At 71.1% G+C, this 24,630-nt stretch carries 18 protein-coding genes; 5 read left to right on the top strand and 13 right to left on the bottom strand.

Features of this window, described 5'->3' with window-relative positions; translation table 11 throughout:
* Positions 1 to 80 precede the first annotated feature (80 nt).
* Positions 81 to 3,656, top strand: coding sequence for a serine/threonine-protein kinase (locus OV208_RS06210; protein ID WP_267572910.1), 3,576 nt, complete (start codon positions 81 to 83; stop codon positions 3,654 to 3,656).
* A 7-nt stretch (positions 3,657 to 3,663) separates the two neighbouring features.
* The gene (locus OV208_RS06205) at positions 3,664 to 4,548 is read left to right on the top strand and encodes a methyltransferase domain-containing protein (protein WP_267572909.1); all 885 of its coding nucleotides are present in this window, start codon (positions 3,664 to 3,666) and stop codon (positions 4,546 to 4,548) included.
* Here the strand turns inward: OV208_RS06205 and OV208_RS06200 are convergent.
* Positions 4,538 to 5,326 carry an SDR family NAD(P)-dependent oxidoreductase gene (locus OV208_RS06200; protein ID WP_267572908.1) on the bottom strand — a complete coding sequence of 263 codons (789 nt, stop codon included), beginning with the start codon at positions 5,324 to 5,326 and terminating at the stop codon, positions 4,538 to 4,540. The two genes, OV208_RS06205 and OV208_RS06200, sit on opposite strands and share 11 nt — an antisense overlap.
* A gap of 170 nt (positions 5,327 to 5,496) precedes the next feature.
* Between OV208_RS06200 and OV208_RS06190 the strand changes: the two genes are divergently transcribed.
* Positions 5,497 to 7,617 (top strand): hypothetical protein, encoded by a 2,121-nt coding sequence (locus OV208_RS06190; protein ID WP_324291350.1) that lies wholly within the window; start codon positions 5,497 to 5,499, stop codon positions 7,615 to 7,617.
* Between the two features lie 164 nt (positions 7,618 to 7,781).
* Here OV208_RS06190 and OV208_RS06185 read toward each other — a convergent pair whose 3' ends face one another.
* From OV208_RS06185 to OV208_RS06145, 9 genes are all read right to left on the bottom strand, one after another.
* Positions 7,782 to 10,067, bottom strand: a complete 2,286-nt coding sequence (locus OV208_RS06185) for a hypothetical protein (protein ID WP_267572907.1) — start codon at positions 10,065 to 10,067, stop codon at positions 7,782 to 7,784.
* A 117-nt stretch (positions 10,068 to 10,184) separates the two neighbouring features.
* Positions 10,185 to 10,934, bottom strand: a complete 750-nt coding sequence (locus OV208_RS06180; RefSeq protein WP_267572906.1) for a lysophospholipid acyltransferase family protein — start codon at positions 10,932 to 10,934, stop codon at positions 10,185 to 10,187.
* Positions 10,931 to 11,899 carry a 3-oxoacyl-ACP synthase III family protein gene (locus OV208_RS06175; RefSeq protein ID WP_267572905.1) on the bottom strand — a complete coding sequence of 323 codons (969 nt, stop codon included), beginning with the start codon at positions 11,897 to 11,899 and terminating at the stop codon, positions 10,931 to 10,933. Before OV208_RS06175 ends, OV208_RS06180 begins: the two co-directional genes overlap by 4 nt.
* Positions 11,896 to 13,749, bottom strand: a complete 1,854-nt coding sequence (locus OV208_RS06170; protein ID WP_267572904.1) for a cyclic nucleotide-binding and patatin-like phospholipase domain-containing protein — start codon at positions 13,747 to 13,749, stop codon at positions 11,896 to 11,898. Before OV208_RS06170 ends, OV208_RS06175 begins: the two co-directional genes overlap by 4 nt.
* A gap of 85 nt (positions 13,750 to 13,834) precedes the next feature.
* On the bottom strand, positions 13,835 to 17,035 hold the full coding sequence (locus OV208_RS06165; RefSeq protein WP_267572903.1) for an efflux RND transporter permease subunit: 3,201 nt from the start codon (positions 17,033 to 17,035) through the stop codon (positions 13,835 to 13,837).
* 9 nt (positions 17,036 to 17,044) lie between these two features.
* Entirely contained in the window at positions 17,045 to 18,229 is a 1,185-nt protein-coding gene (locus tag OV208_RS06160) for an efflux RND transporter periplasmic adaptor subunit (RefSeq protein ID WP_267572902.1), read from the bottom strand.
* The gene (locus OV208_RS06155) at positions 18,217 to 19,749 is read right to left on the bottom strand and encodes a TolC family protein (protein ID WP_267572901.1); all 1,533 of its coding nucleotides are present in this window, start codon (positions 19,747 to 19,749) and stop codon (positions 18,217 to 18,219) included. The genes OV208_RS06160 and OV208_RS06155 overlap by 13 nt, the downstream gene beginning before the upstream one ends.
* A 173-nt stretch (positions 19,750 to 19,922) precedes the next feature.
* Positions 19,923 to 20,219, bottom strand: coding sequence for a hypothetical protein (locus OV208_RS06150; RefSeq protein ID WP_267572900.1), 297 nt, complete (start codon positions 20,217 to 20,219; stop codon positions 19,923 to 19,925).
* The gene (locus OV208_RS06145; RefSeq protein ID WP_267572899.1) at positions 20,203 to 20,367 is read right to left on the bottom strand and encodes a hypothetical protein; all 165 of its coding nucleotides are present in this window, start codon (positions 20,365 to 20,367) and stop codon (positions 20,203 to 20,205) included. Before OV208_RS06145 ends, OV208_RS06150 begins: the two co-directional genes overlap by 17 nt.
* A gap of 66 nt (positions 20,368 to 20,433) precedes the next feature.
* Here OV208_RS06145 and OV208_RS06140 point away from each other — a divergent pair, with 66 nt between their 5' ends.
* Positions 20,434 to 21,123 carry a hypothetical protein gene (locus OV208_RS06140; protein WP_267572898.1) on the top strand — a complete coding sequence of 230 codons (690 nt, stop codon included), beginning with the start codon at positions 20,434 to 20,436 and terminating at the stop codon, positions 21,121 to 21,123.
* Between the two features lie 52 nt (positions 21,124 to 21,175).
* On the top strand, positions 21,176 to 21,592 hold the full coding sequence (locus OV208_RS06135) for a hypothetical protein (RefSeq protein ID WP_267572897.1): 417 nt from the start codon (positions 21,176 to 21,178) through the stop codon (positions 21,590 to 21,592).
* A 91-nt stretch (positions 21,593 to 21,683) separates the two neighbouring features.
* On the opposite strand, the gene OV208_RS06130 is transcribed toward OV208_RS06135, so the two are convergent.
* The 3 genes from OV208_RS06130 to OV208_RS06120 form a co-directional block, all read right to left on the bottom strand.
* Positions 21,684 to 21,968 (bottom strand): DUF7660 family protein, encoded by a 285-nt coding sequence (locus OV208_RS06130; protein ID WP_267572896.1) that lies wholly within the window; start codon positions 21,966 to 21,968, stop codon positions 21,684 to 21,686.
* A gap of 19 nt (positions 21,969 to 21,987) precedes the next feature.
* The gene (locus tag OV208_RS06125; RefSeq protein WP_267572895.1) at positions 21,988 to 22,461 is read right to left on the bottom strand and encodes a hypothetical protein; all 474 of its coding nucleotides are present in this window, start codon (positions 22,459 to 22,461) and stop codon (positions 21,988 to 21,990) included.
* Positions 22,462 to 22,553: 92 nt separating this feature from the next.
* Positions 22,554 to 24,617: a HEAT repeat domain-containing protein gene (locus tag OV208_RS06120; protein WP_267572894.1), complete on the bottom strand. Its 2,064-nt coding sequence runs from the start codon at positions 24,615 to 24,617 to the stop codon at positions 22,554 to 22,556.
* Positions 24,618 to 24,630: the final 13 nt, after the last annotated feature.

The raw sequence follows: 24,630 nt of genomic DNA, 5'->3' as shown, positions 1-24,630 counted from the left end.
CGCCTCGATTGCCCCTATTGCATTCAATCCCCTCCCGCACGGGAAGGGGGGATATCCTCGCGTTCAGGGCGGCCCCCCGTATGTCCCACTCCTCCTGCCAGACACCCCTCCGCACGGACGTGCCGGACCCTGACGTGCCCCCGGAAGGTGATCCGGAGGTGGTGGGGCGCCGCTACCGCATCCTCGACCTGCTGGGCCGGGGGGGCGCGGGCACCGTGTGGCGCGCCCAGGACGGGTTGTCCGGGTTGGTGGCCCTCAAGCGGCTGCACAAGACGGTGGCGGACCTGGCGCGCCGGCCCGGAAAAGGCACCCCTTCCGCCTTCGCCACCCAGGGCATGGCGCTGTCGCTGGCGCACGAGTTCCAGACGCTGGTGTCCCTGCGCCACCCGCACGTCATCCGCGTGCTGGACTACGGCTTCGACAGCGAGGGCCGGCCCTACCTGGCCATGGACCTGCTGGAGGACGCGCGCACGCTGGTGGAGGCCGGCACGGACGCGCCGCTGCCCACGCAGGTGGGGCTCTTGGTGCAGACGCTCCAGGCGCTCGCGTACCTGCACCGGCGCGGCATCATCCACCGCGACCTGAAGCCCGGGAACGTGCTGGTGGTGCGCGGGCAGGTGAAGGTGCTGGACTTCGGCCTCGCGGTGGGCCGCGACCAGGGCCGCCGCGCGCACCCGGCCGGCACCCCGGGCTACCTGGCCCCGGAGCTCTTCGAGGACCAGCCTCCGTCGGAGGGCACCGACCTCTTCGGCTTCGGCGCCATGGCGTGCCAGATGTTCTTCGGACGGCTGCCCCACGCCGGCCAGGTGTTCGCGACGCCGGGCTTCCCGTCCGCGCTCCGGGCCGTGCTGGAGCAGCTGGTGGCCCCGGAGGCCCACCGCCGGCCCCGTGACGCGGACGCCGCCATCGCCGCGCTGTGCGCCGCCACCGGCCAGCCCGTGCCCGCCGAGTCCGTCGCCACGCGCGAGAGCTTCCTCCAGTCCGCGCGCTTCGTGGGCCGCACGAGCGAGCGCGAACACCTGACGGACGTGCTCGACCGTGCGCTCACGGGCCAGGGCAGCGCGTGGCTCATCGGTGGGGAGAGCGGCGTGGGCAAGTCGCGCCTCCTGGACGAGGTGCGCTCCCTGGCCCTGGTGCGCGGCGCGGTGGTGCTGCGAGGCCAGGCGGTGGACACCGGCGGCGTGCCGTACCAGGAGTGGCGCGCGGTGCTGCGCTGGCTGCCGATGCTCGCGGAGCTGTCCGACCGGGAAGCGCGCGTCCTGAAGCCGCTGGTGCCGGACATGGACGCGCTCCTGGGGCACGCGGTGCCGGCCGCCCCGGAGCTGGACGCGGAGATGGCGCAGCTGCGCCTGCACCAGACGGTGGAGGACCTCTTCGGCCGGCTGCCCCAGCCCACCGTCGTCATCCTGGAGGATCTGCACCAGGCGCACAGCGAATCCCTCCAACTGCTCACCCAACTGGCGGCGCGCGCCCCCGGGCTGCCGCTGCTGCTGCTCGCGAGCTTCCGCGACGACGAGGCCCCGCTCTTGCCGGCGCGGCTGCCCGGCACCCGGACGCTGCGGCTGCCCCGGTTGGATTCGGAGGAGATCGCGCTCCTGGGCGAGTCCATGTTGGGCACCGTCGGCCGCCGGCCCGACGTGGTGGGCCTGCTGCGCCGCGAGTCGGAGGGCAACCCCTTCTTCCTCGTGGAGGTGGTGCGCGCGCTGGCGGAGGAGGCGGGTGGCCTGGACCGGCTGGGCGGACGCGTGCTGCCGGAGCGCGTGTGGGCCGGCGGCATGCGCGCGCTGGTGCAGCGCCGGCTGGAGAAGGTGCCCCGGGACGCGCGGGGCCTCTTGGATGTGGCGGCGCTGCTCGGCCGCGAGCTGGACCTGTTGGTGCTCCAGTGCGCGGCGCCGGGCGTGGACGTGGAGGCGTGGCTCACCGACTGCGCGGCGGCGGCGGTGCTGGACGTGGCGGACGGACGCTGGCGCTTCGCGCACGACAAGCTGCGGGAGCGGCTGTTGGAGGACCTGTCCCCCGCGTTCCGGCCCGCGCTCCACCGGCGCGCGGCGCAGGCGCTGGAGGCGGCCCACCCCACGGGCCACGCCGCGGCGCTGTCGTACCACTGGGGCCAGGCCCAGGACACGGCCCGCGAGGCGCTCCACGCGCGGCGCGCGGGCGAGGAGGCGCTGGCGGTGGGCGCGTGCCGCGAGGCCCTGCCCCTGCTGTCCCGGGCGTTGGCGGGGGCCACGGACGCGACGTCGCTGGAGCAGGGCCAGGTGGAGGCGCTGCTGGCGGAGGCGCGCTTCCAACTGGGAGACCTGGAGGCGTTCCGCGTGCACGCGGAGGCGGCGCTCGCGCACTTCGGCTGGCCCGTGCCGACGACGCGCGTGGGGTGGATGGTGGGCACGCTAACGCAGGCGCTGTCGCGGCTGGCGCAGAGCGCTCGGCCGGATGCGTACGTGGATGACTCGGTGCGCAGGCGCGAGGCCCGGCGGGTGGCGGGCCGGCTGCTCATGCGACTCACCGACGCGTTCATCTACGCGCAGGAAGCGCTGCCGGTGCTCTGGAGCGGCCTGCGCATGCTCAACCTGTGCGAGCCCGCGGGGCCCACGCCGGAGCTGGCGCGCGGCTACACGGTGATGGCGGTGGTGGCGGGCACGGTGCCGGTGCACCGCGTGGCGGACGCGTGGGTGAAGCGGGCGCAGGAGGTGGCCGAAAGCGTGGGCCGCCCGTCGGACCTGGCCTACGTGCTCAACCGCAACGCGGTGTGCGCGGTGTACCAGGCGCGCTGGCAGGACGTGGAGGCGTGGCTTTCGCGCGCGACGTCCATCGTGGACTCGGTGGGCGACCTGCGGCTGGCGGAGGAGTGCCGCGCGCTGCTCAACGTGGCGCTCTGCTACCAGGGCCAGTTCGCGCGCGGGCTGCCGCTGATGGACTGGCTGGAGGCGTCCGCGGTGCGCCGGGGCGCGGTGCAGACGCAGCACTGGGCCATGCACTACCGCGCGTACATCCTGCTGCGGCTGGGAGACCACGCGCGGGCCCGCGCCGCGCTGGAGCCGGCGCTCGCGTGGACGGAAGGACACGGCGGGGCCACCGACCGCATCATCGTGGACGGCACGCTGGCGCTCCTGTGTCTGCGCGAAGGCGACGCGGCGGGTGCTCGCGCGGCGGCGGAGAAGGCGCTGGTGCGGCTGTCGGCCGGCAAGCCGGTGGCGCACTTCGTCTACTTCGGCGCCATCACGGTGGCGGAGGTGCTGCTCACCCTGTGGGCGCGGGAGACGCCGGGCCCGGGGTTGCAGGCGCTCACGCACAGCGCTCGCGCGGCGCTGAAGTCGGTGGAGGACTTCGCGAGGGTGTTCCCCTTCGGCGAGCCCGCCGCCTGGCTGTGGCGCGGCTGCGAGGCGTGGCTCGCGGGCCGGCATGGCAAGGCCTTCCGTTCGTGGCAGCGGTGCATCGCGGAGTCCGAGAAGCGCCAGATGCCCTACGAGGCGGCGCGCGCGCGGTTGGAGTGGGCCCGGCACCTGTCTGGGGACGCCCCGGAGCGCGCGGAGCTGCTGCGGCGGGCGGTGGAGGACTTCACCCGGCTGGAGGCGCGCGAGGACCTGGCGCGCGCGGTGGCGGAGCAGGGGCGGCCCCTGCTGGTGGTGGGCATGGCGGAAGGCACGACGGGGTGACGACGGCATGATGCGAGTGGAGGATGTGGCACTCCTGGCGTGCCCGGACTGCCGGGGCCGGCTGGTGTGGCACGGGCAGAACGAGGACGACCGGCTCACCGAGGGACGCCTGCGCTGCGGCGGCTGCGGCGAGACGTGGGAGGTGGAGGAGGGGATGGCCCGGCTGTACCGCGAGGACCGCGTGCGCGGCACGGACCGGCTGATGCGCCACTTCTACGACGGGCTGCCCGCGCTGCATGATCCGCTGACGGCGGTGCTGACGCCGCTGTTCCAGTCCGTCTCCGAGTCGCGGATGCGCGACGCGTACATGCGGCGGCTGGAGTTGAGCTCGCTCAAGCCTCGCGAGGACGGGCAGCCGGTGCGGGTGCTGGAGGTGGGCGTGGGCGCGGGCGCGAACCTGCCGCGCATCCGGGGCTCGCTGCCGCCGGGGCTCGCGGTGGAGGTGTGGGGCGTGGACCTGAGCACCGGCATGCTGGCGCAGTGCGAGAAGCGCCTGGGCAGCAAGCGCCGGGGCCGGGGCCTGGAGGGCACCCGGTTGCTCCTGGCGGACGCGCACGCGCTGCCCTTCCGCGACGCGACGTTCGACCGCGTCTTCCACGTGGGCGGCATCGGCGGCTACCGCCAGCCCGCGGTGGCGCTGCTGGAGATGTCGCGCGTGGCCCGCCCCGGCACGCCGCTGGTGGTGGTGGACGAGCAGCTGGACGCGAGCCTCCAGCCGTCGCTGTTCCAGCGCGCGGCCTTCCGCGCCCTCACGTTCTACACGCGCGACGCGAAGAGCCCGCGCGCGCTGCTGCCGCTCAACGCCGAAGGCGTCATCGAGGAACAGGTGTCACCCTTCTACTACTGCCTCACGTTCCGCGTTCCGTCGCTGGAGCCGGCCGTCACGGTTTGAGCACCAGGTCCAGCAGCCGCAGCGTCATGCCGCCGGTGAAGTCGATGGTGGCGCCGTTGAACCAGCCCGCTTCGTCGCCGGTGAGCACGCAGACGAAGCGCGCCACCTCCTCCACCGTGCACATGCGCCCCGCGGGGTTCATGGCCGCGTGACGTTGCTCCAGCAGGGCCAGGGCCTCCGGCGAATAGACGTGGTGCAGCGCGGGCGTCATCACCGTGCCGAACTTGAGCAGGTTCACGCGGTGGCCCTTCGGGCCCAGCTCCACCGCCAGGTAGCGGATGTACATCTCCAGCGCGGCCTTGGCGGCGCTGATGAGGCCGGTGTTGCCCAACTGCGTTTCATCCAGCGGGTTCTGGAGGCCCAGCAGCCGCGCGTCGGGGGCCAGCAGGTCGCGCTTCACCAGCGCCTGTGTCCAGTACACGAACGAGTGCGCCATGCAGTCGAAGGTGCGCTCCACGCGTCGCGGGTGCAGCCGGTCCGGCCCGTCGGACAGGAAGTGCCCCAGGGATGCACCCGCGATGGCGTGGACGAACAGCTTCACGCTGCGGGGGCCCGCGCGCGCGAGCAGCTCGTCCGCGCCGGCCTCGGCGGACTCGGGCGTGGAGGCGTCCGCCTGCCGCAGCAAGAGGTCCCGGCCCGTCGCGCGCACGCGGGCCTCCATCTGGAGCGCGGCCTCAGGGTAGCGGCCCCGGTGCACGCCGAAGATGTCCAGGCCCGGCTTGCGCGCCACGGCCTCCGCGATGGCCGCGCCCGTCCCCGACGAAACGCCGAGGATCAATGCCCAGCGTGGGTCGGGGGGGCCCCGTGAGGGTGTGCCGCCTGGAGGAGGTTCGTCAGGGGGTCGTGGCACTTGCATGGTGCAGCAATCATAGGAAGCCGATGTGGGGAGGGCTCGGGTGACGGTGGGGGTTCTCGACCGGGCCTTCGCGCGGGTGGAAGGATGGCTTCATGTCCTCATCCCGATTCCTCTGCGCGTGGCTGGTGGTGCCGGCCTTCGCCGTGCTCGTGGCCTGTGCCCATGCCTCCTCCGAGGAGGCGACCGCGGAGGACCAGCGCTCCACGCTGTACCTGCGCACCTGCGGGGGGACCCGCGTGGAGGCGTGCTTCAACAGCGCCGAGCGTCACCTGAAGGGCGACGGCGTCGCGAAGGACGAGGCGCGGGCGGCGACGCTGTACGAGCTGGGCTGCGACGGTGGGGACACGCGAAGCTGCGCGGCGCTGGGCGTGTTGAAGGAGGAGGGGCGGGGCGTAGCGAAGGACGCTGCGGCGGCGTCGAAGCTGTACGCGCAGGCCTGTGAGCGCGACATCGGCGAGGGCTGTGGACGGCTGGCGCTGCTGTACAGCGAGGGACGCGGGGTGCCGAGGAGCGAGCCCGAGGCGGTGCGCTTCTTCCAGCAGGGGTGCGCCCACGACGACGGCCTGTCGTGCAACAACCTGGGTGCGTTGATGTTGATGGGAGGCTTCGGCCTTCCCCAGGACGTGGCCGGAGGCATGGGGCGGCTGGTGCAGGCCTGCAACCGGCAGGTGGCGACCGCGTGTGAGACGGTGGCGGAGGAGTTCGACTCGGGCACGCGCACGCGCAAGGACCCGAGGCTCGCCGCGAGCTACTTCCGTCAGGCGTGCGGCATGGGTCTGGCGCGGGCGTGCGAGCGGAGCGCTTCGGCCGTGGCCGTGACGCCGCAGCCAGCCGCCACGCCCGAGGAGGGCGCGAAGCTGGAGAAGATTCGCGCGATGTGTGACGCCGCCGGCACGGGCGTGGGCAAGGGGATGGCGTGCTACCTGATGGGCGTCGCCTACGAGAAGGGCGCCTCCGTGAAGGAGAACCCGGGCCGCGCGACGGTGTTCTACAAGCACGCGTGCGACCAGGAGGTGCAGGAGGGCTGCGCGGCGATGCGGCGCATGCTGGGGCTCACGCCCGAGGAAGCGCCTCAACCGGAGCCGAAGCAGTCGGTGCTGGAGTCGCTGCGGTTGGACCTGCCTTCCACGCCGCGCGCGGAGCCGAAGCAGTCGGTTCTGGAATCGCTGCGACTCCAGGGGAGTTCCCCGGCCCAGGGCGCGGTGGAGGCGCCGAAGCCGTCCGTGCAGGAGCCTTCCCAGTTCCAGGGTGGGGCTCCGGGGCCGGCCGCCACGTCGCTGGATCCGCTGGTGCGGCTGGACGCCGCGTGCAGGGCCGGACGGGCCGATGCCTGCACCCGCCGGGGCTGGCTCCTGATGAATGGCGAGTCAGGAGCGGTCGCCAGCGCGGTGAAGGCCCTGGAGGCGTTCAAGAAGGGCTGCGACGGAGGGCACGTGCCCGGGTGCCTGGGCATGGCGAGTGTGTACCTGTTTGGTGCGCCGGGCGTGCCGCAGGACGAGGTCCGGGGGCAGGGCCTGCTGGAGATGTCCTGCGCGCGGGCCGAGGGCGAGGACGCGTGCACCGCGCTGTCGGACCGTATCGTGTCGGTCGACGTCGGGTTCGAGAGGCCAGCCCAGGTCATGCAGGCCCTGGAGCGGGGATGCTTCGTCCATGGGAGTTCAAGCTCATGCTCCAGGCTTCTCTCCGAAGTCTCGCGGTCGAAGGTGCCGGCGGAGCGCTCGGCGGCGAACCTGGACCGCATCAAGCTCCAGGCGTGCAGGACGCGGCTGATGTCGGCATGCAAGGAATTGAACCTGATGGCTCCCACGGAGGATGCGTTCGTGCGCAGGCAGCGGATAGCGTGTGAGAGCGGCCGCAATCCAGATGCCTGCGCCGACGCGGCCTCCGCCTATGCGAATGGGGCCATGGTGGCCCGCGACCTGACGGCGGCGCTCCGGTGGGGTGAGCAGGCCTGCACGGGCGGCAGCGGCGAGGGCTGCCTGCTCCTGGCACGACTGCATGACGCGAAGGGCCTCGGTCCCCAGGATCCGGTGCGCTCGGCGGACTTCGCCTCGCGAGCCTGTGAACGAGGCTCCTGGCAGGGCTGCGAGATGCTGGCGAGGGCCCTGCGTTTCGGGCACGGGATTGCAATGGATGGACGTCGGGAGCAGGAGGCCGAGCGCAGGGCCTGCCTTCTCAAGCCCGAAAAAGCGCGTCGCACGTCCTGTCCGTGATGCCTGGGGCGCCTTCGCACGCAGGCCTCAATGCGATGAGGACTGGAACGAAGCCCCCGCGTGCGACACGAGCGCCGCGTTGTCCGGGGCGACACGGCCATCCGGAAGCACGGGCGCGGCCAGGGAAAAAGCGCCGCCCCGTCCGTGGAAGACACCGGCCCGCTTCAGAGCGACGTGAGGATGAGCTCCTCCTGCTCCCCGACCTTGAGGCCGAGCAGCGGCTGGACCTCCTCGCGGAAGCCCCAGTGCCGCGCCAGCTCCACGAACCACGCGACGGTGGCCGTGAGCCGGAACGGGTTGGACCCCGAGTCCTCCAGCGGTTCGAACGCCCGCGCGATGAGGGAGCGCTCCGGATCCTCGGGCAGGGGGCTGCGCGCATCGATGGACTGTTGCAGGTCGTGCAGCGCATGCGTCAGTCGCTGCCAGATGACGAAGATGTTCCCGTAGGGCTGGCCGCCCGTGTCGCCGCCGTACTTCGACGCGCCCTCCATCACCCCCATGAAGGTGCCGGCCGTGGGGCCTCCGCCCGAGTGCCGGGACTGCTCCCAGTTCCACGCCACCAGCCCGCCCGCGCCCAGCTGCTTCTTCAGGTGGGCCCCCACGCTGTTGGTGATGAACTCCTTCGACCAGCCCTTGCCCTGTTGCAGCAGGTACGTGTTCCACAGGGGCGCGTAGAGCTTCTGGCGGACCGAAGGGGACTCGCGCGACGCGACGGAGTCCCGGGGCAGCGCGCGCGCCAGCGCCACCGCGAACGCCTGACGTTCCAGCTCCGGGTCCGTGCCCATCTTCCGGAGCAGCTTGCGGAACGTGGCGGCGTCGAGCCTCGCCTCGAACCGCGCGGTGACGCGGGTGCCGCGCGGGACGGACTGGAAGAGCCGGCCCAGCGGCTCCACGGCGGCATCGTCGCGGAGCGCTCCCCAGACGCGGGCTTGATCCGCCAGCTCCTGGAGCGACAGGGTGCCCTCCACGCGGGACTGGGCGAAGAAGGCGTAGTCGAACGCATCCGCGCTCGGCCGGGTGGAGAACGCCGGCATCTGCGCGTTGAAGTCGATGCCCTGGAGCACCTTGTTCCCGGCGAGCCAGCCCTCATGCTGGTAGGAGCGCATGCCCTGGAAGGCATGACGGCGGGGCCCGTGCGCGTGGTCCCTCGACGCGTGCTGGGTGACGGCCTTCAGTTGCTTGCGGTCCTCCACCTTCGCGATGAACATGTCGCGCCAGCCCAGCCCGAAGCCCCGGGTGCGCTGCATGCCGGTGGTGCGCATGTGGAAGTAGCGGCGCACCCATGCGTCCTTCGTCATGCGCTGGATGCTGGCCAGGTCCCCGGAGATGAGCGCGGCGTGCACGTCCGACAGCGCGTCCACGGGCACCTCCAGCTCCATCAGCGTCGCGTCCCCGGCGGAGTGGGCGTACTCGTATTCAAAGCCGGCCTGCAACGCGGTGCTCACGCTGTTCTCGATGAGGCCCTTCAGCTCCGTGTGCACCTTCTTGACGGTGTCCAGCGTGCCGTCCAGCTCCTGCTTGAAGCCGAGCGCCCCGAACAGCGAGGCGGCGACCGGCACCAGCACGGTGCCCAGCGTGCCGCTGTCCAGGCCCTCGACAATCTTCGACACGCTCTGGGCCTGGGTGGTGTCGGCCACCGCTTTCAGCAGCGCGGTGAGCAGCGGTGAGCCGACATCCAGCGTCACCCCCACCTTCATGCCGGCGGAGACCGCGGAGGTGACGGCCTTTCGGATGGAGACGTGGAACGCACTGCCGCCCTCCATGCGGGAGAAGACGAGCCGCAGCTCGTCCTCCAGCTTCAGCGTCCCGCTGAGGCTCACGCCCACCTCGGCCTTGAGCTGGAGGCCGACCTGTCCGCCCACGCGCCGCGCGAGCGAGGCCACCACCGTGGACGTCACCGCGGGCCAGGAGAGGGCGAGCCCGGCCTTCAGTTGGATGCGCGTCTGGAACGACAGCGCGTCACCCACGGCCAGGGCCTGCACGTCCTCCAGCAGGAAGGGCAGTCTCAGGGTCTTCACGTCGTTGCGGAGCGCATCGCCCAGCGTCCGGCTGGGGGCGTGCCGGCGGTAGTCCGCCACCAGCACGTTGACGACGCCGGTGCCGCTCACGGCGACGAAGGGGAAGCTGCCTTCTCCGCTGGCCTGGGCGTTGAGCTCGGCCGCGTACTTCAACCAGCACGCGGCGCCGTCGGGCGTGAAGAGCGGTTCGGGTTCGGTGCCGTCGGTGTTCCCCGTGGGCCTGCCGATGATGCCGTGGGCGTCCGAGTCTTCCTGTCCGTTGAAGAGCTCGACGGGCACCCGGAGCGCGGCCTCCAGGGACACGATCCCCCCCGAGAGCGGGATGGCCCGTGCCACGCCTGCCTCCGCGCTGCACACCGCCTGCCCGTGCGCGGCATCACCCAGCGCGAGGTCCAGCGTGGTCGCGGCGGGTACGTTGATGCTCCAGCTCATGTCATTCCCCCCAGGGTCGACAGCCGGACCAGCGTCGCACGCGAATGTGCGCGGGACCGTCTGTCTCCGGGGAGGTGGGTGTGTTGGCTCGGAGGCACCCGGAGGGGGCGCCTGCCTCTACTGCGTCCGCGGCGCGCGGGCCGCGTCCAGCAACCCCTGCACCGCGCCCGTCACGTCGCGGTGCACCGTGAGCAGGGCGTCCCGGTCCGCCGCGTCGAAGCCGGCCCCCAGGTGGCGCGTGATGGGTTCGCCCACCCACTGCGTCATCTTCACCGGGAACGGCAGGGACAGCGGCCACAGGCCCGTGGCGCCCACGCCCAGCCACAAAGGCAGCCGTCCGGGCAGGTTCATCCGCTTGCCCCAGGCATAGCCGTCGTTCAAGCCCACGTACGCGTCGTCCATGCCGTGGCCCGCGATGGGCACGATGGGCAACCCGTAGCGCACGGCCAGCCGCAGGTAGCCCAGCCGCTCGCCCCAGTCCACGCGGTAGCGGTGCCGGAAGTCGCGGCAGCCCTCGCGCGTGCCGCCCGGCTGCACCAGCACGTGCTCGCCCTTCGCCACCGCCTCGGCCAGTCGCGGTCCGTCCCCGGTGACGAAGCCCAGGCCGTCCGCCACCTGCCGCATGCCGGGGAGGCTGTCGAACGCGCCGTGCGCGATGCCGTGCGGCAGGTAGCCCAGGCGGTCATGCACCGTCACCGTCAGCATGCACAGGTCCACCGCCAGGGGCCGCCCGTGGTAGCCCACCAGCAGCTTCGCACCCGGCCGCAAGAGCGGCTCCAGGTTCACCACCTCGTAGCGGTGGTAGCGCTGGAGCAGGCGGAACGTCGTCAGCCACGCGGCCCTCGCCGCGCTCCCCGTCGCTGTCAACCGCCCACCCGGTACAGCACCGCGCCGTGCGCCACGCCCGCGCCCACGCCCACCAGCAACACCCGGTCCCCCGGCTTCACCGGACGGGTGCGCCACAGCCGGTCCAGGCCCGTTCCCAGCGACGCGGACCCCACGCTGCCCACCGTGTCCACCACCGTCACGCTCTTCTCCAGGGGGACCTCCAGGGCCTGGAGGATGGCCGCGAACATGCTCCCGTTCGGCTGGTGCGTGAGCACCCACTCCACGTCCGCCATCCTCAGCCCCGCGCGCTGGAGCACCGCCGTCGCCGCGCGCGTCAGCGCTCCCAGTGCCACGCGCGTCATGTCCTTCGCGGGCGTGAGGAAGCGCATGCCTTCGCGCTCGCCCGTCAGGTGCGGGTTGTCCAGGACGACGTCCGGCGGCAGCGTGCCGTCGTTGCCGAACGCCACGCCCAGCACGCCCTCCCCCGGCCGCGCGTCGCCCAGCACCACCGCCGCCGCCGCGTCGCCCAGCACCAGATAGGGCCTCGGGTCCTCCGGCCGCGTCGTGCGCGACAGCAACTCCACCGACACCACGCCCACCGGCCCCAGCCCCGTGGCCACCGAGCGCGCCGCCAGGTCGAACGCGCTCAGGAACCCCATGCACGCGTTGCCCACGTCCATCGCATCGCACGTGCCCGACAGGCCCAGCGCCGCCGCCACCCGGCTGCCATTGGCCGGCGTGGTGACATCCCCGCCCATGGAGGACACGAAGAGGATGCGCCGGAGCGCCGTGGCTTCCAGGCCCGCCGCGTCCAGCGCGCCCCGCAGGGCCTGGGCCCCCAGGTCCGCCGCGCGCGTGCCCGCCGGGGCGAAGTGCCGCGCGCGGATGCCCGTCTTCTTCTCCACCTCCGCCGGGTCGCGCCCCACGCGCGCGCACACCTCCGCGGTCGTCACGGCGGGGCCGGGCAGCACGCTGGACGTGCCGAGGATGCGAACGGGAATCACGCGGCCCTCCTTCCGCCACACACATTCCGGCGCATGCGCAGCGTCTCCCACGCCTGCTTGAACTCCAGCAACTTCTGCTCCAGTGCCATGTCGCGCGCGGCTTCGTCCAGCACGTCGTCCACGTGCGTGAAGCGCATGGAGCCGAGCAGCGGATGGTCGCGCGTGCCCACGTCGTAGCGCAGGTCCCCTCGCGACGATTCCAGGTCGCCATTGCGATGCAACAGCAACACACCACTGGTCAGCAGGTCCATGGCCCGCGCCACCGGGTTGAGCGCGGAGAGGAACAGCCCCACGGGCCCGGGAAGGAGCGGTCGCGCCGCCTGATGGTGACCCGCCGGGAAGATGTTGCTGGAGAAGACCAGGTCCGCGCCCGCGTTCAAGAGCACATCCACCGGTACCATGCTGGTGAAGGCCCCATCCACGTATCGCGCGGGCGGCTGGAGCGTGGGCGCCCACACCCCCGGCGCGGAGCCGCTGGCGCGCACCGCCAGCGCGAGGGGCCCCTTCTCCAGCACCACGCAGCGGCCCGTGGTCAGGTCGGTCGTCACCGGCAGGAAGCCCGTGGGCAGCTCCTCCAGCGCCAGGCTTCCCAGGTCGCCCCGCACCAGCCACTCCATGGCCTGCGTGGTGACCACCGACGACAGCGCGGCGGCGGTCAGGTGCCCGCTCTTGGCGCGGTGGCGCAGCCTGCGCAATCCATCCAGGCCCTCGCGTCCGTCGCGCGCGGTGCCGCAGAAGTACGCGCCCACCAGCGAGCCCATGCTGGAGCTGCTCAGGAAGTCCACCGGCACGTCCAGCGCCGTCAGCCGCCGCAGGATGTGCGCGTGGTAGAAGCCCCACACGCCCCCGCCGCTGAGCGCCAGTCCCACGCGCCGGCCGGTGATGGCGCGTGCCCAGCGTGACAGCGCATCGCGAGTGCCCGCGTCCAGCCCCAGCGCGACCAGCGGGCGCGTGTCTCCGGCCCGCACCACCCACCGCTCCCAGTCCAGCCGCAGCCGGCAGAAGGGGGGCGGCGCGTCCTCGTCCCAGCCGTCCTCGTCCGGGAGGGGCCGGCCCCGCAGCGTCGGGCTCACGCGCGGACGCCACGGCGACAGGAGCACCGTGGGCAGCACCGACGCTCCGGCCATGCCCACGGCCGCGTCGCCGGAGGGAACGAGCCGCACCTCACGCGCCGTCACGCCGTCCGGGGCCGCGAGCCCGTCCAGGAGCACGCAGTCGAAGTCCGCTTCCTGGGCCAGCGCGGCCGCGAGCAGCGGCGCCGAGTGCCCCACGGTGCGGTGGAACACCCCGTCCGGACCGCGCACCGCGCCCTCTGTCCGCTTCTTGCCCGCGCGCACCAGCAGTACGCGGTCCCCGAAGTCGTGGACCATCACCTTCGCCACCAGCTCCACCAGCAGCGACAGCACGGCGGGCGGCAGCTCCAGGCCCTGCGTCTGGAAGGTGACCACGTCCGCGCGCGCTCCCGGGCCTGGAATGCCATGGCGGGGCGCGCCCGCGGCGACCTCCAGTTCAGTGCGGGGAATGAACAGCGCCTGCGACGCGGACACCGCCGTCACCGTGACGGGCCAGATGCCTCGCGCGAGCGCCTCCACGCCCAGCGACATTCCCGAGCGCAGGTGCAGGAGCACCACCCCTCCCGCCGTCACCTTCCATTCGCCCGAGCGCAGCAGGTAGATGCCTGCCACCTCCTGGCCTTCCTGGCACATGCCCTCGCCGGGAACCGGCTCCACCGGTCGAGCCCTTCCCAGCAGGCGTAGGAGGACGGACGTGCGGGTGTGGCGCAGCGCGGGCGCCTGTCTCAACGTGTACAGCCACCGACGCCGCTCTTCGACCGTGAGGGGAGAAGCCATGCGTCGTCCAATGATAACCAGACGCTCCGGTGCCGGATAGCGCAGCGGAGCGCCTGCCCGCTGTGCGGGTCGGTGTCGCTGTGTTCTACGCGGGCTGGGGCCGGGGTGGATCCCTCTCAGGAGGGATGGACGGCGGCGGTGAATCCGGCGGGCCCCCCGTGGAGTTACCGGGCTTGCGGTGTTTCAGGACCTTGGTGCGCGCGCCCTCCACCAGTGCGTAGAGCACGGGGATGAAGATGAGGTTCACGAAGGTGGAGAAGAGCATGCCGCCGAAGACGGTGGTGCCCAGCGACTTGCGCGCGGCCGAGCCCGCGCCGCTGGCCAGCATCAGCGGCACCACGCCGAAGAGGAAGGCGAAGGACGTCATCAGGATGGGCCGCAGGCGCGTCTCCGCCGCGTTGATGGCGGACTCCACCACGCCCTGTCCCTGCGCGCGCAGTTGTTCGCCGAACTCCACGATGAGGATGGCGTTCTTGGACGCGAGGCCCACGAGCATCACCAGACCCACCTGGCAGAACACGTCGTTCACCAGGCCGCGCGCGGTCTGGAGCAGCAAGGCGCCCAGCATCGCCACGGGCACCGCGAGCATGACGACGAAGGGCAGGGCGAAGCTCTCGTACTGGGCGGACAGCACCAGGAAGACGAAGATGATGCCCAGCGCGAAGATGACGAGCACGGTGTTGCCCGCGCTCTTCTGTTCCAGCGACAGGCCGGTCCACTCGTAGGTGAAGCCCGCGGGCAGCACCTGTTTGGCCACGTCCTCCATGGCCAGCAGCGCCTGCCCGGTGCTGACGCCGGGGCTTCCCTGGCCGTTGACGTTCGCGGAGCGGAAGAGGTTGTAGTGGGTGATGTTCTGCGCGGTGGAGACGGGCGTCACCTTCACCAGCGCCTCCAGGGGCACCATGCCGCCGGACTCCGAGCGCACGTAGAAGCTGCCGATGTCCTTCGGGTTGTCGCGGAAGGGCGTGGCCGCCTGCACGAACACGCGGTAGACGCGGTTGGCGAAGGTGAAGTCGTTCACGTACTGGCTGCCCAGGTACACCTGGAGCGTGGAGAACACCGCGCTCAGGGACACGCCCTGCGCCTTGGCCTTCTCCCGGTCCACCTCGATGTTGAGCTGGGGTGAGCCCGCCGAGTACGACGAGAACACGCCCCGCAGGCGCGGCTCCTGGCTGGCCTTGCCCACCAGCGCCTGGGTGGCCTGCGACAGCTCCTCCAGCGAGTGGCCTCCCTCCTGGTCCTCCAGCACGAACTCGAAGCCACCCACGCTGCCCACGCCGCGGATGGCGGGCGGTTGCAGGGGCAGCACCCGCGCGCCGGGCACCCGTCCGAGTGGACCGCGCAGCCGCTCCACCAGCCCGGCCACGCTCTCCTCCGGCTTCTTGCGCTCCTCCCAGGGTTTCAAGTTGATGAAGAGCGCGCCGTAGTTGGCGCCCGTGCCCAGCAGCGAGAAGCCGCCCACGGTGAAGATGTCGATGACCTCGGGCTGCTCGCGCAGGATGCCCTCCACCTGGAGGAGCACCTGGCGCGTGTACTCCAGCGACGTGCCCTCCGGGCCCTGCACCGCGACGATGAGGTAGCCCTGGTCCTCGTCCGGGATGAAGCCGCTGGGGACGGCGCGGTAGAGCAGCCCGGTGGCGATGAGGAACACGACGAACGCGGCGACGACGAGCCACCGCGCCTTGCCCAGCATGAAGCCCAGGAGCTTCCCGTAGCCCCGGCGCAGCGCGTCCAGCCCTTCGTCGAACTTGCGCGCCGGCAGGAACTTCTTGCCCTCGTTGGCGCGCAGGAGCCGCGCGCACAAGGCAGGGGACAGCGTGAGGGCGACCAGCGCGGACAGGCTGATGGAGAACGCGATGGTGAGCGCGAACTGGCGGTAGATGGCGCCCGTGGTGCCGGGGAAGAAGGACACCGGGATGAACACCGCGGAGAGCACCAGCGCGGTGGCGACCACGACGCCGGACACCTGCTGCATGCCCCGGGAGGTGGCCTCGCGCGCGTCCACCTTCTCGTGCTCCATCACGCGCTCGACGTTCTCGATGACGACGATGGCGTCATCCACCACGAGGCCGGTGGCCAGCGTCAGGCCGAAGAGCGTCAGCGTGTTGAGCGAGAAGCCAAACGCGTTGACGAACATGAAGGTGCCGACCAGCGACACCGGCAGCGTCGTCACCGCGACGAGCACGCTCCGCCAGCCGTGCAGGAAGATGAAGATGACGATGATGACCAGGAGGATGGCCTCGCCCAGCGACTGGAGCACCTCCCGGATGGACGCGCTCACCGCGAGCGTCGTGTCGAAGGCCACCTTGTAGGTGAGGCCGGGCGGGAAGTTGGCGGACAGCCGCTTGAGCTCCGCCTCCACGCCCTCGCGCACCTCCAAGGCATTGGAGCCGGGAAGTTGGGTGATGCCCAGACCCACGGCCTCCTGGCCGTCGAAGCGCAACAGCTGCGCGTAGTTCTCCGCGCCCAACTGCGCGCGGCCCACGTCGCGGATGCGCACCAGGGCGCCGTCCGCCCCGCGCTGCACGACGATGGCTTCGAACTCCTTGGCGGACGACAGCTGTCCGTTCACCTGGAGCGACAGCTGGTACGCCTGGTCCTTGGAGGAGGGCGCCTGACCCACCTTGCCCGCACCCACCTGGACGTTCTGCTCCTCGAGCGCGTTGAGTACGTCCTGCGCGGTGAGGTTTCTCCGGGCCAGCTCCGTGGGGTCCAACCACAGGCGCATGGCGAAGCGGCGCTCGCCGAAGATGCGCACGTCGCCCACGCCCTTCACGCGCAACAGCGCGTCGCGGATGAAGACGTCCGCGTAGTTGCTGATGAACTCCGTGTCGTAGCGCTTCTGCTTGTCGAAGACGCCGAAGGACACGAGCAACTGGGTCTGCGCCTTGCGCACGGTGACGCCCAGGGCGTTGACCTGCGCGGGCAGCTGCGGCGTGGCGGTGGCCACGCGGTTCTGCGCGTCCACCGCCGCCAGGTCCGGGTCCCGCGACGGGTCGAAGGTGGCGATGATGGTGCTCTGGCCGTCGTTGGTGCTGGTGGAGGACAGGTAGCGCATGCCCTCCATGCCGTTGAGCTGGCGCTCCAGCACCGTGGTGACGGAGCTCTCCACCGTCTCCGCGGACGCGCCCGTGTACGTGGCGGTGATCTGCACCTGGGGCAGCGCCAGCTCCGGGTACTGCTCGATGGGGAGGCCCGGGATGGAGATGGCGCCCACGAGCGTGATGAGGATGGACAGCACGCTCGCGAAGACGGGGCGCTTGATGAAGAAGTCGGAGAAGTTCATGGCATCCCCCTACTGACCCGCGTCCGCGCCGCCGCCGGTGCCCTGTTGGGAGGGCGGATGGGGCATGGCTTCGTCCCGGCCTTCGGGCACGGGTTGGGGCTGGATGGCCATGCCGTCGCGCAGTTGCTGCACGCCGCTCACGACCACCTGAGTGCCCGCGTCCAGCCCCTTCAGCACCTCGTAGTCATTGCCCTGCACCAGTCCCAGGGTCACCGGCTGGCGCTTCACCACGGTGCCCGCGTCGCCTTGCCCCACCACCATGGCGAAGGCCTGGCTGCCCTGCCGGGTCACCGCGGTGGTGGGCATCTTCAAGGCTTCGCGCACGTCATAGACGAGCTGCGCGCGCACCAGTTGCCCGGCCTTGAGGGCGCCGTTGTTCTGGAAGGCGGCCTTCACCTCCACCAGTTGCGTGATGGGGTTGGGCGTGGTGGCGACGAAGAACGCGGGCGCGCGCACGATGGGCTTTCCGTCCGCGTCCAGCACCTCCAGCGGCGTCTGGCCGACCTTGACCCGGGCGGCCTGGGCCACCGGCACCTGCACGGACAACTCCAGCAGCGCGCTCTGGTCCACGATGGTGAGGCCCGTCTGGGGCGTCACGTAGTCGCCCAGCTTGACCGGGATGTCGCCCACGATGCCGTCGAACGGGGCGCTCACCTTGAAGAAACCCAGTTGCACCTGCTGGTTTTGAATCTGCGCCTCCACCGCATGGGCCTGGGCCACGGCCTGCTCCGCCTGGGCCACGGCCTGGTCGTAGTCCTGGCGGCTGACGAGGCCTTCCCTGAGCAGCTGCGCGCTGCGCTCGCGCGTCTTGCGCGCGAACTCGCGGCTGGCGACCGCGGAGGCCTTCTGGGCCTGGGTGGCGCGCAGGCTCGCCTGTTCCTGGCGGGGGTCGACGACGAGCAGCACCTGTCCCTGCCTCACCGGGGTGCCAGGACGCACCTGGATGGACTGCACGTAGCCGGCGACCTGCGGGAAGAGGGTGATGCTGCGCCGGGAGATGAGCGTGCCCACGTACTCGCTGGTGTCGCGCACCTGTCCGGGCGCCACCTGGAGCACCTGCACGGGGATGGGCTTGCCACCGCCGGGCGTCCGCGGGCCGCCCTTGGGACCGCCTCCCTCTTTTCCTCCGCTGCAGCCGCCCGCCAGCGCGAGCACGAGTCCCCACGCGCCCCAACCACCCCTCACCACTCGCATGCTGCCTCCGACAAGAATGCGTCCACCTGGGCCTGGCGCAGCTGGAAGTCGCGAATCACGAGTCCCAGCTCCGCCTGCCGCAGGGCCCCGGCCGCGTCCACCAGTTCGAGGCTCGTTCCGGTGCCCACCTCGAAGCTGCGGCGGGTGAGCCGGTCATTCTCTTCCGCGAGCTTCCGCTCGCGGTCCGCCAGCTCGCGCGTCTCCTGGTTCACCTGCACGGCGCGCTTCGCCTGGGTGACCTCCACGACGACGTTGCGCTCGCGAGCGACGGCGTCCGCACGGGCCTGTTCCAACTGGCCGCGCGTCTGGCGCAGCCGGCCCTCGCGCGCGCCGCCGTCCCAGAAGGGCAGCACGAGGCTGGCGCCGATGTTCCAGATGGGCACCTCCGCGAAGCCTGGGTTGACGGTGAGCGCGCTGGTGTTGCTGGTGAGGTCCAGCGTGGGCGCGTACTGGCGCTTCACCTCGCCAATGGCGCGCTCGGCCACCACCAGTCGCGAGCGCGCCGCGGCGATGTCCGCGCGGCGCTCCAGTGACTCCAGGGGATGGCAGGTCTGTTTGGCGCCCTGGAGCAGCGTGTTCAGCTCCAGTCCCCGCGCGAGGCCCACGGCGGAGGGGGTTCCCAGCGCGAGCCCCAGGGACTCGCGCGCCTGGCGCAGGTCTTCGTCGCCCACCACCACGTTGCGGCGGGCGGCCTGTGCGTCCTGGTCCACGCGCACGACGTCCAGGCGGGTGCCCGCGCCCAGTTCGAAGCGGCGCTGCGCGAGGGCCAGGCGCTCCAGCGCGGTGCGCAGGTTGACGCGGTTGACCTCCGCCAGCCGCTCCGTGGAGGACACGGAGACGAGCGCCTGCGCGAGGCCGCGGGTGAGCTGCCGGCGCGTCTCCGCGAGGGACAGTGCGGCGGTGCGGCGGTTCTCCTTCGCGCTGCCCAGGGCGTAGAGGCTGGCCAGGTCCACCACCGGCACGGACGCGGTGATCGTGCCCACGCCCAGCAGCTCCGTGGGGGTGATGCCTGCGCCAGTGCCCACGCCGCCCCCCAGGCTTCCGCCTGTGCCTCCGCCGAAGGCAATCAGGCTCGGGTTGAGCACGTTGTACTGGGCGCTCAGGTTGCCGGTGACGCTGGGCAGGAGGTTCGCGAGCGCGATGCGCCACGTGCCCGCGGCCACTTCAATCTGTCCCAGGGCGGCCTGGAGGTCGGTGGAGCGCTGGCGCAGGAGCGTGAGCGCTTCGTTCCACGAGGTGAGCTGCAGCGGCGCCGGAGGCGCCGGGGCGAGCAGCGGATCCGACACGTTCGCCTCGAAGGGCGGTGGCACGTCCGGCACGTCATCCGGATTCGGGGAGGTGGTCGGCGTCGTGCGTGTCGGGGCGGGCGACCGTGGCGCGTCCGGTGGGACGGGCGTGGCGCGAGGCCCGGGCGCGGTGTTCTGGGCCAGGGCCTGGATGTGTTCAGCGCCGGGCTGGGCTGGGACCGTGCCGGGGGGGCCTGCCTGGGCCAGCAGGGCTGCGAACAGGAGGGTGTTCATAAAGGGTGCTCCCCAGGTAGGGGCGAAACCAGCCCCCCGCCACGGGGCCGCGCCCCCTCCTCCCCAATGGACAACACCGCCGGGCGCGGAATGGCCCGGGGGTGGAGGGATTGAACTCAGGCCCTGCCCTGGAGGCCGGGGTGACAATCAATCGCAGACGACCAGGAGTCTGGTCACGACGAGGCAGGGGCGGGTGTCCTGGTCGTTGAGAGGGTCCGGGTCCTCGGGGGGCCCGTCACCCGGGTGGCCTTCACGTTGTAGGTCAGGCCCAGGCTGAGCAGGCGCAGGGGAACGCGGAAGGAGCGCGTCTGCGTGGCGCCGGGAGGCAGGGGTCCGAAGGCGACAGGGTCGGCGGCCCAGGCGGGCAGGGCGATGCCCAGGGGGCCCAGGGGGCCCAGGTACAGCAGGGCACGGAGCGAGGGATGGAAGTGGGATACAGGGAGAAGGTGTGACTCACGTTGAGGGCTCATGCGGAACGTGTGTCACCGGCAGGTCCTTGGCGGCTGTCCTCGAAGGCAGCTGTGGCTTCGCGGTCGATGCTGTGAGTGCGCGGACGGAGCGCAGGAAGGAGGCTTCGTCCGAGACTTCTTCCAGCAGCTCATCCAGGTCGTTCGTCATGAACTCCTCGCGCGGGATGGCGGTGTCAGCCGCCCGCATCCTGAGGAGGGGCGTGGATGATTCGTGATGGCGAATCACGCCGACTGGATTGGGACTTCATGGTATTTCTTGTTTATGACGATTCGCTTGAAGTCGCGTCTGGGCGGAGCTGCAATGGGGTTTGGGCTCATGTCCTGCACAGGTGCCTCCCATGCCCTCTCCGAGAATCGCGATTACGGACTCATGGAGGGCGTCGTCTGGGTCAAGGGCCCCTGGGATGCCATTCAACCCTCCTCTGATATCGATAGGGTCATTGATCAGCTCTGTCCTGCCGTCATGGAGCTACCACGCGCCCAGGGCCGTGAGTACGGACAGGAGTACTGCGGCGTCCTCTATTCCGTGGGCGACGGCACCTATTCAGCGAGCATGCCGTCCCCGCTGGGACCGCTGCTGAAAGCGACGCCCGAAAGGCAGAAGAGCTGCAAGCAGCCGAACATCGTCCGGGATTCGCGCGGCGCGGTGAACATCCACGCGGACTATCACAGCCACCCATGGGCTGACTCGCGCATGTCACGGCCGGATCGCGCCGAGGCGCGTCAGCGATATTCCATCCGACTTCAATTCGACACGAAATGCAGGGTGATGAAGCTGGTGCCCCACATCGGAGAGTCCCGGCCAGGAGAGGTCTATGAACGGCGCGGGAAGAGCTGGGCGCTCATTGGTATCGTGAAGCCGGAGCACAAAGCCGTCGGGCTGATGACCTCGGTTGATGAGTAGAACCCATCCCATGCCCATTCGAGATCCAGCAGCAGGCTGGCGTGGAGCCTTGATGAAGTCCGGACTGTTCCTTCCCGTGTGCCTGGTGCTCTCAGGCTGCGCGCTCTTCCATCGGGGTTCGCGGCCCGTTCATGCCCCGCCGGAAGAGGCGGCCCGCATCCAGTTTCCGCTTGATCTGCCCGAGGACGCGCAGACGCTCGCAGGCAGCATGGTGACCGCCATGCAACTGGCACTGGACGACTTCCGTCCGCTGGACCTGAAGCCCCACAAGGGCGCCACCGAGGAGGAGCTGTGCCTCTATCAGCGCGAGTCCTACGACGTCACCGCTGCCGCTGGTCCTGAGGGCGTGACGTTCGTGCAGATCACCCTGAAACCCCAACTCTGTGAGAAGCAGGGGCCCATCATGGACATGGGCGCGACCTATGCCGTGGACGTGAAGGGACGCCGCATCCTGGCCATCCAGCACTGACCGCTCACGGCGCCGGCATCATCCCCAACTGCTGCTTCGCGGACCGGCTCTGCGGGTCGAAGACAGAGGAGCAGGAGGATGCTCCGGGAGGTCACTCGTAGAACTTGCCGGCGAACAGGATGCTCGCGCAGCGGCGCCAGGGATTCTCGTGCGGGTCCCAGTCGCTTGACGCCTCGGCCCAGGATGCGCTCGCGTCGAGAAAGCCCCCGATGGTGAAGTTCTGCCAGCCGAGGGGCCCTGCTGAGTACGGCGCGGGAGGAAGCCGTGCTGCCTCCGCGCGATCCGCTTCGTAGTCCTCTTGGAGGGCGACGACGAAACGGAGGAAGGAGGCCTCATCCGTGACTTCATCCAGAAGCTGGTCCAGTTTGTCCGTCATGGCGTCCTCGCGAGGAAATTCAGGTCCCTGCATCCTGTCTGGATTCAAGGCTGAACGGCAGGGGAACGGAGCCATCTGGCGGTTCGAAGGAGCGGCCGACTTCTGATGAAGGCACCGGAATGCCAGGCCCTGCGTCTGGTGGCTTCCAGGTTGAATCGTGCTCTCCATCCCGGAGGCGGCGCAGAAGCATGCCGTCGCTGCCCACCGCGTACTGCGCTCCTGAATGGAGTCCTGGAACGGTCAGGCCACAGGCTTGCGGATTTTCATCAATCCGGATGAAGAGGATGCCCTGTTGCTGAATGACCCTGTACCGATGCGACTCCCATCGGTCCGTGCAGGGTGTGTCGGCATTCTGTGGCCCCAGGAAATCGTCGGCGGCGACCGCGAGCGCGCGCAGGACAATGCCGCTGAGTTCGACGGGTTTTCCTTCGAGGTCTGCCTCCAGGACAGGCTGCTCGAAGAAGTTGGGGAAGTGGATGGACGTGTCATTCACCAGGGCGTCGCGAGCGGGTGGGTTCCGTGGGCATCCCGACAACAGCAGGGCTCCCGGAATCAAGCACATCCATCCCGGAAGCCACGGCCTCATCACGGCGCCGGCATCATCCCCAACCGCTGCTTCGCCGACTTGCTCTGCGGGTCGAACCGGAGCGCCTCTTCCAAGCGCTCCCGGCCCTTCGCCACGTTGCCCTGCACCATGTACAGGTCCGCCAGCCGCACCAGCACGTCCGCGTTGTAGGGCTGCAAATCCAACGCCCGCTCGAACTCGCGCGTCGCCGTGAGGACATCCCGCTTGCGCATCGCCAGTTGCCCCAGCATCACGTGCGGCTGCACCAGTCCGCTCGTCTCCGGCTGGTTCGCCAGGGCCTCCAGCGCCGGCATCGCCCGCGCATCCCCGAACGAGGCCAGCGTCAGCGCCGCGCCCTGCCGCACCCACAGCGAGCCGTCCTTCAGCAGCGGCACCAGGTCCTCCGTCGCCTCGCGCGCGTTCACGCTGCCCAGCGCGTCGATGAGGTCCGAGCGCAACGTGCTGTCCGTCGTGCCCTTCAAGCCCGCCCGCAGCGCCGGCACCGCTTCGCGCTTGAACCTCCGCGCCAGGAACTTCGCCGCCGCGCCCCGGAGCGTGCCCGCCTCCGTCGTGTCCGCCAGCACCGCCTCCAGCGGACCCCGGCTCTGCGCCGCCGTCTTCTCATCGAACGCATCCGCCAGCCGCAGCCGCCGCTGCTGGCGCTGCGCCGCCTGGGGCCACCACTTCGTCAACGCCTGACCCATCGCGTCCGGCGTCTCCTTCGTATGACAGGCATTGCACGCGTTGGGCACGTCGTGGCGCGCCGTGTTCTGCGGCACCGGCACGTCCAGCGTGTGGTCCGCGAAGTGATCCAACACGCCCGACACCACCGGCGGCATGTGACACGCGATGCAGTCCTGCGCCGCCACGGCCTTGTGGTGCGTGTGCTTGTCCCCCTGCGCCACCACCTCCGCGTGACAGCTTTGGCACGTCGCCGCGTTCGCGGACGTGCGCGCCGCCACCGCCTTCGTCAGCGGCTTCACCTCATTGGGCGCGTGCGGATCATGCGGCGCCGTGTGGCACGTCAGGCACGTGGCCCCGCCCTGGGTGTGGCACTTCGACTGGATGAGCGCCTGGTATTCGAAGCTGGAGGTGCTGGGCCGCCCGTCGCTGAAGAAGTCGCCGGAGCGCTCGTTGCCCACCAGCAGCACCATGGGCTGGTAGTTCGCCTCGTAGCGCTGGCCGGGCTGGTAGCGGTGCGCCGCGTCCAGCATCGGGAACAGCGTGCGCCGGGGCCCGTGGCACTGCGCGCACACCGCGAAGCCCTCCGCCGCGCCCAGCTTCGCCGGCTGGACGATGTCCGCCGCTTCCTGCGACTCCGCATGCCTTCCGCCCTGCCCGTGGCAGGACTCGCACGCGACGCCCGCGTCCGCGAACGTCGTTGTCCACTGGTGGTTCGCGCGGTCGTAGCGCGCGTCCAATCCCGTCACGTGGCAGTCCAGACACGCGTGCTGCGCGCTGCGACGGAAGTTCGCCCAGAAGAACGGATGGTCCGGCGCCAGGGCGCCCTGCTTCTTCTCCGAGTAGTCCACCCACTCGCCCTTGCCCGTCACGTGGAAGTACACCGGCAACACCTGCCAGCGTCCGTCCGGTAGCAGCGTGATGGGGTCCTGCATCCGCTTGCCGCCCACGACCCACTGCACCGGCCACTCGCCCAGGTTCCCGTCCGCGCCCCGGGTGCGCATCAGGTGCTTGCCTCCGTCGCGGCGCATCCACGCCTCGCTGGACTCGCCCTTGAAGTGCGTGCCCGCGCCCGTGAACGTGCCCACCACGTACTGCTTCGTCGCCGGTGACAGCGCCCGGGCATGCCAGTCGTGCTTCCAGCCCGTGTGCTGCTCCTCGTGGCAGTCCGCGCACACCTCGGAGCCCACGAAGTGGTTCGGCGGCTTCGCGGGGGCGGCCGCCGTCTTCACCGGCACGGGCGTGGCGGGGCTCCCCGCGTCCAGCACGGAGGCAGTCGTGGCGGCCCGGGTGACGGGAACCGAAGGCGCGGAGGTCGCGGCCGGGCGCAGGGCGAAGAACAGGCCCACGGCGAGGACGGCGACCACCGCGAGGGCGACGAGGACAGGGCGAGAAGTGCGCATCCGGAGGTGCCGT

Source organism: Corallococcus sp. bb12-1 (assembly GCF_026626765.1).
Classification (GTDB): domain Bacteria; phylum Myxococcota; class Myxococcia; order Myxococcales; family Myxococcaceae; genus Corallococcus; species Corallococcus terminator.
Note: the sequence above shows the minus strand (reverse complement) of the source record. Positions and strands in the feature narration are given on the sequence as shown.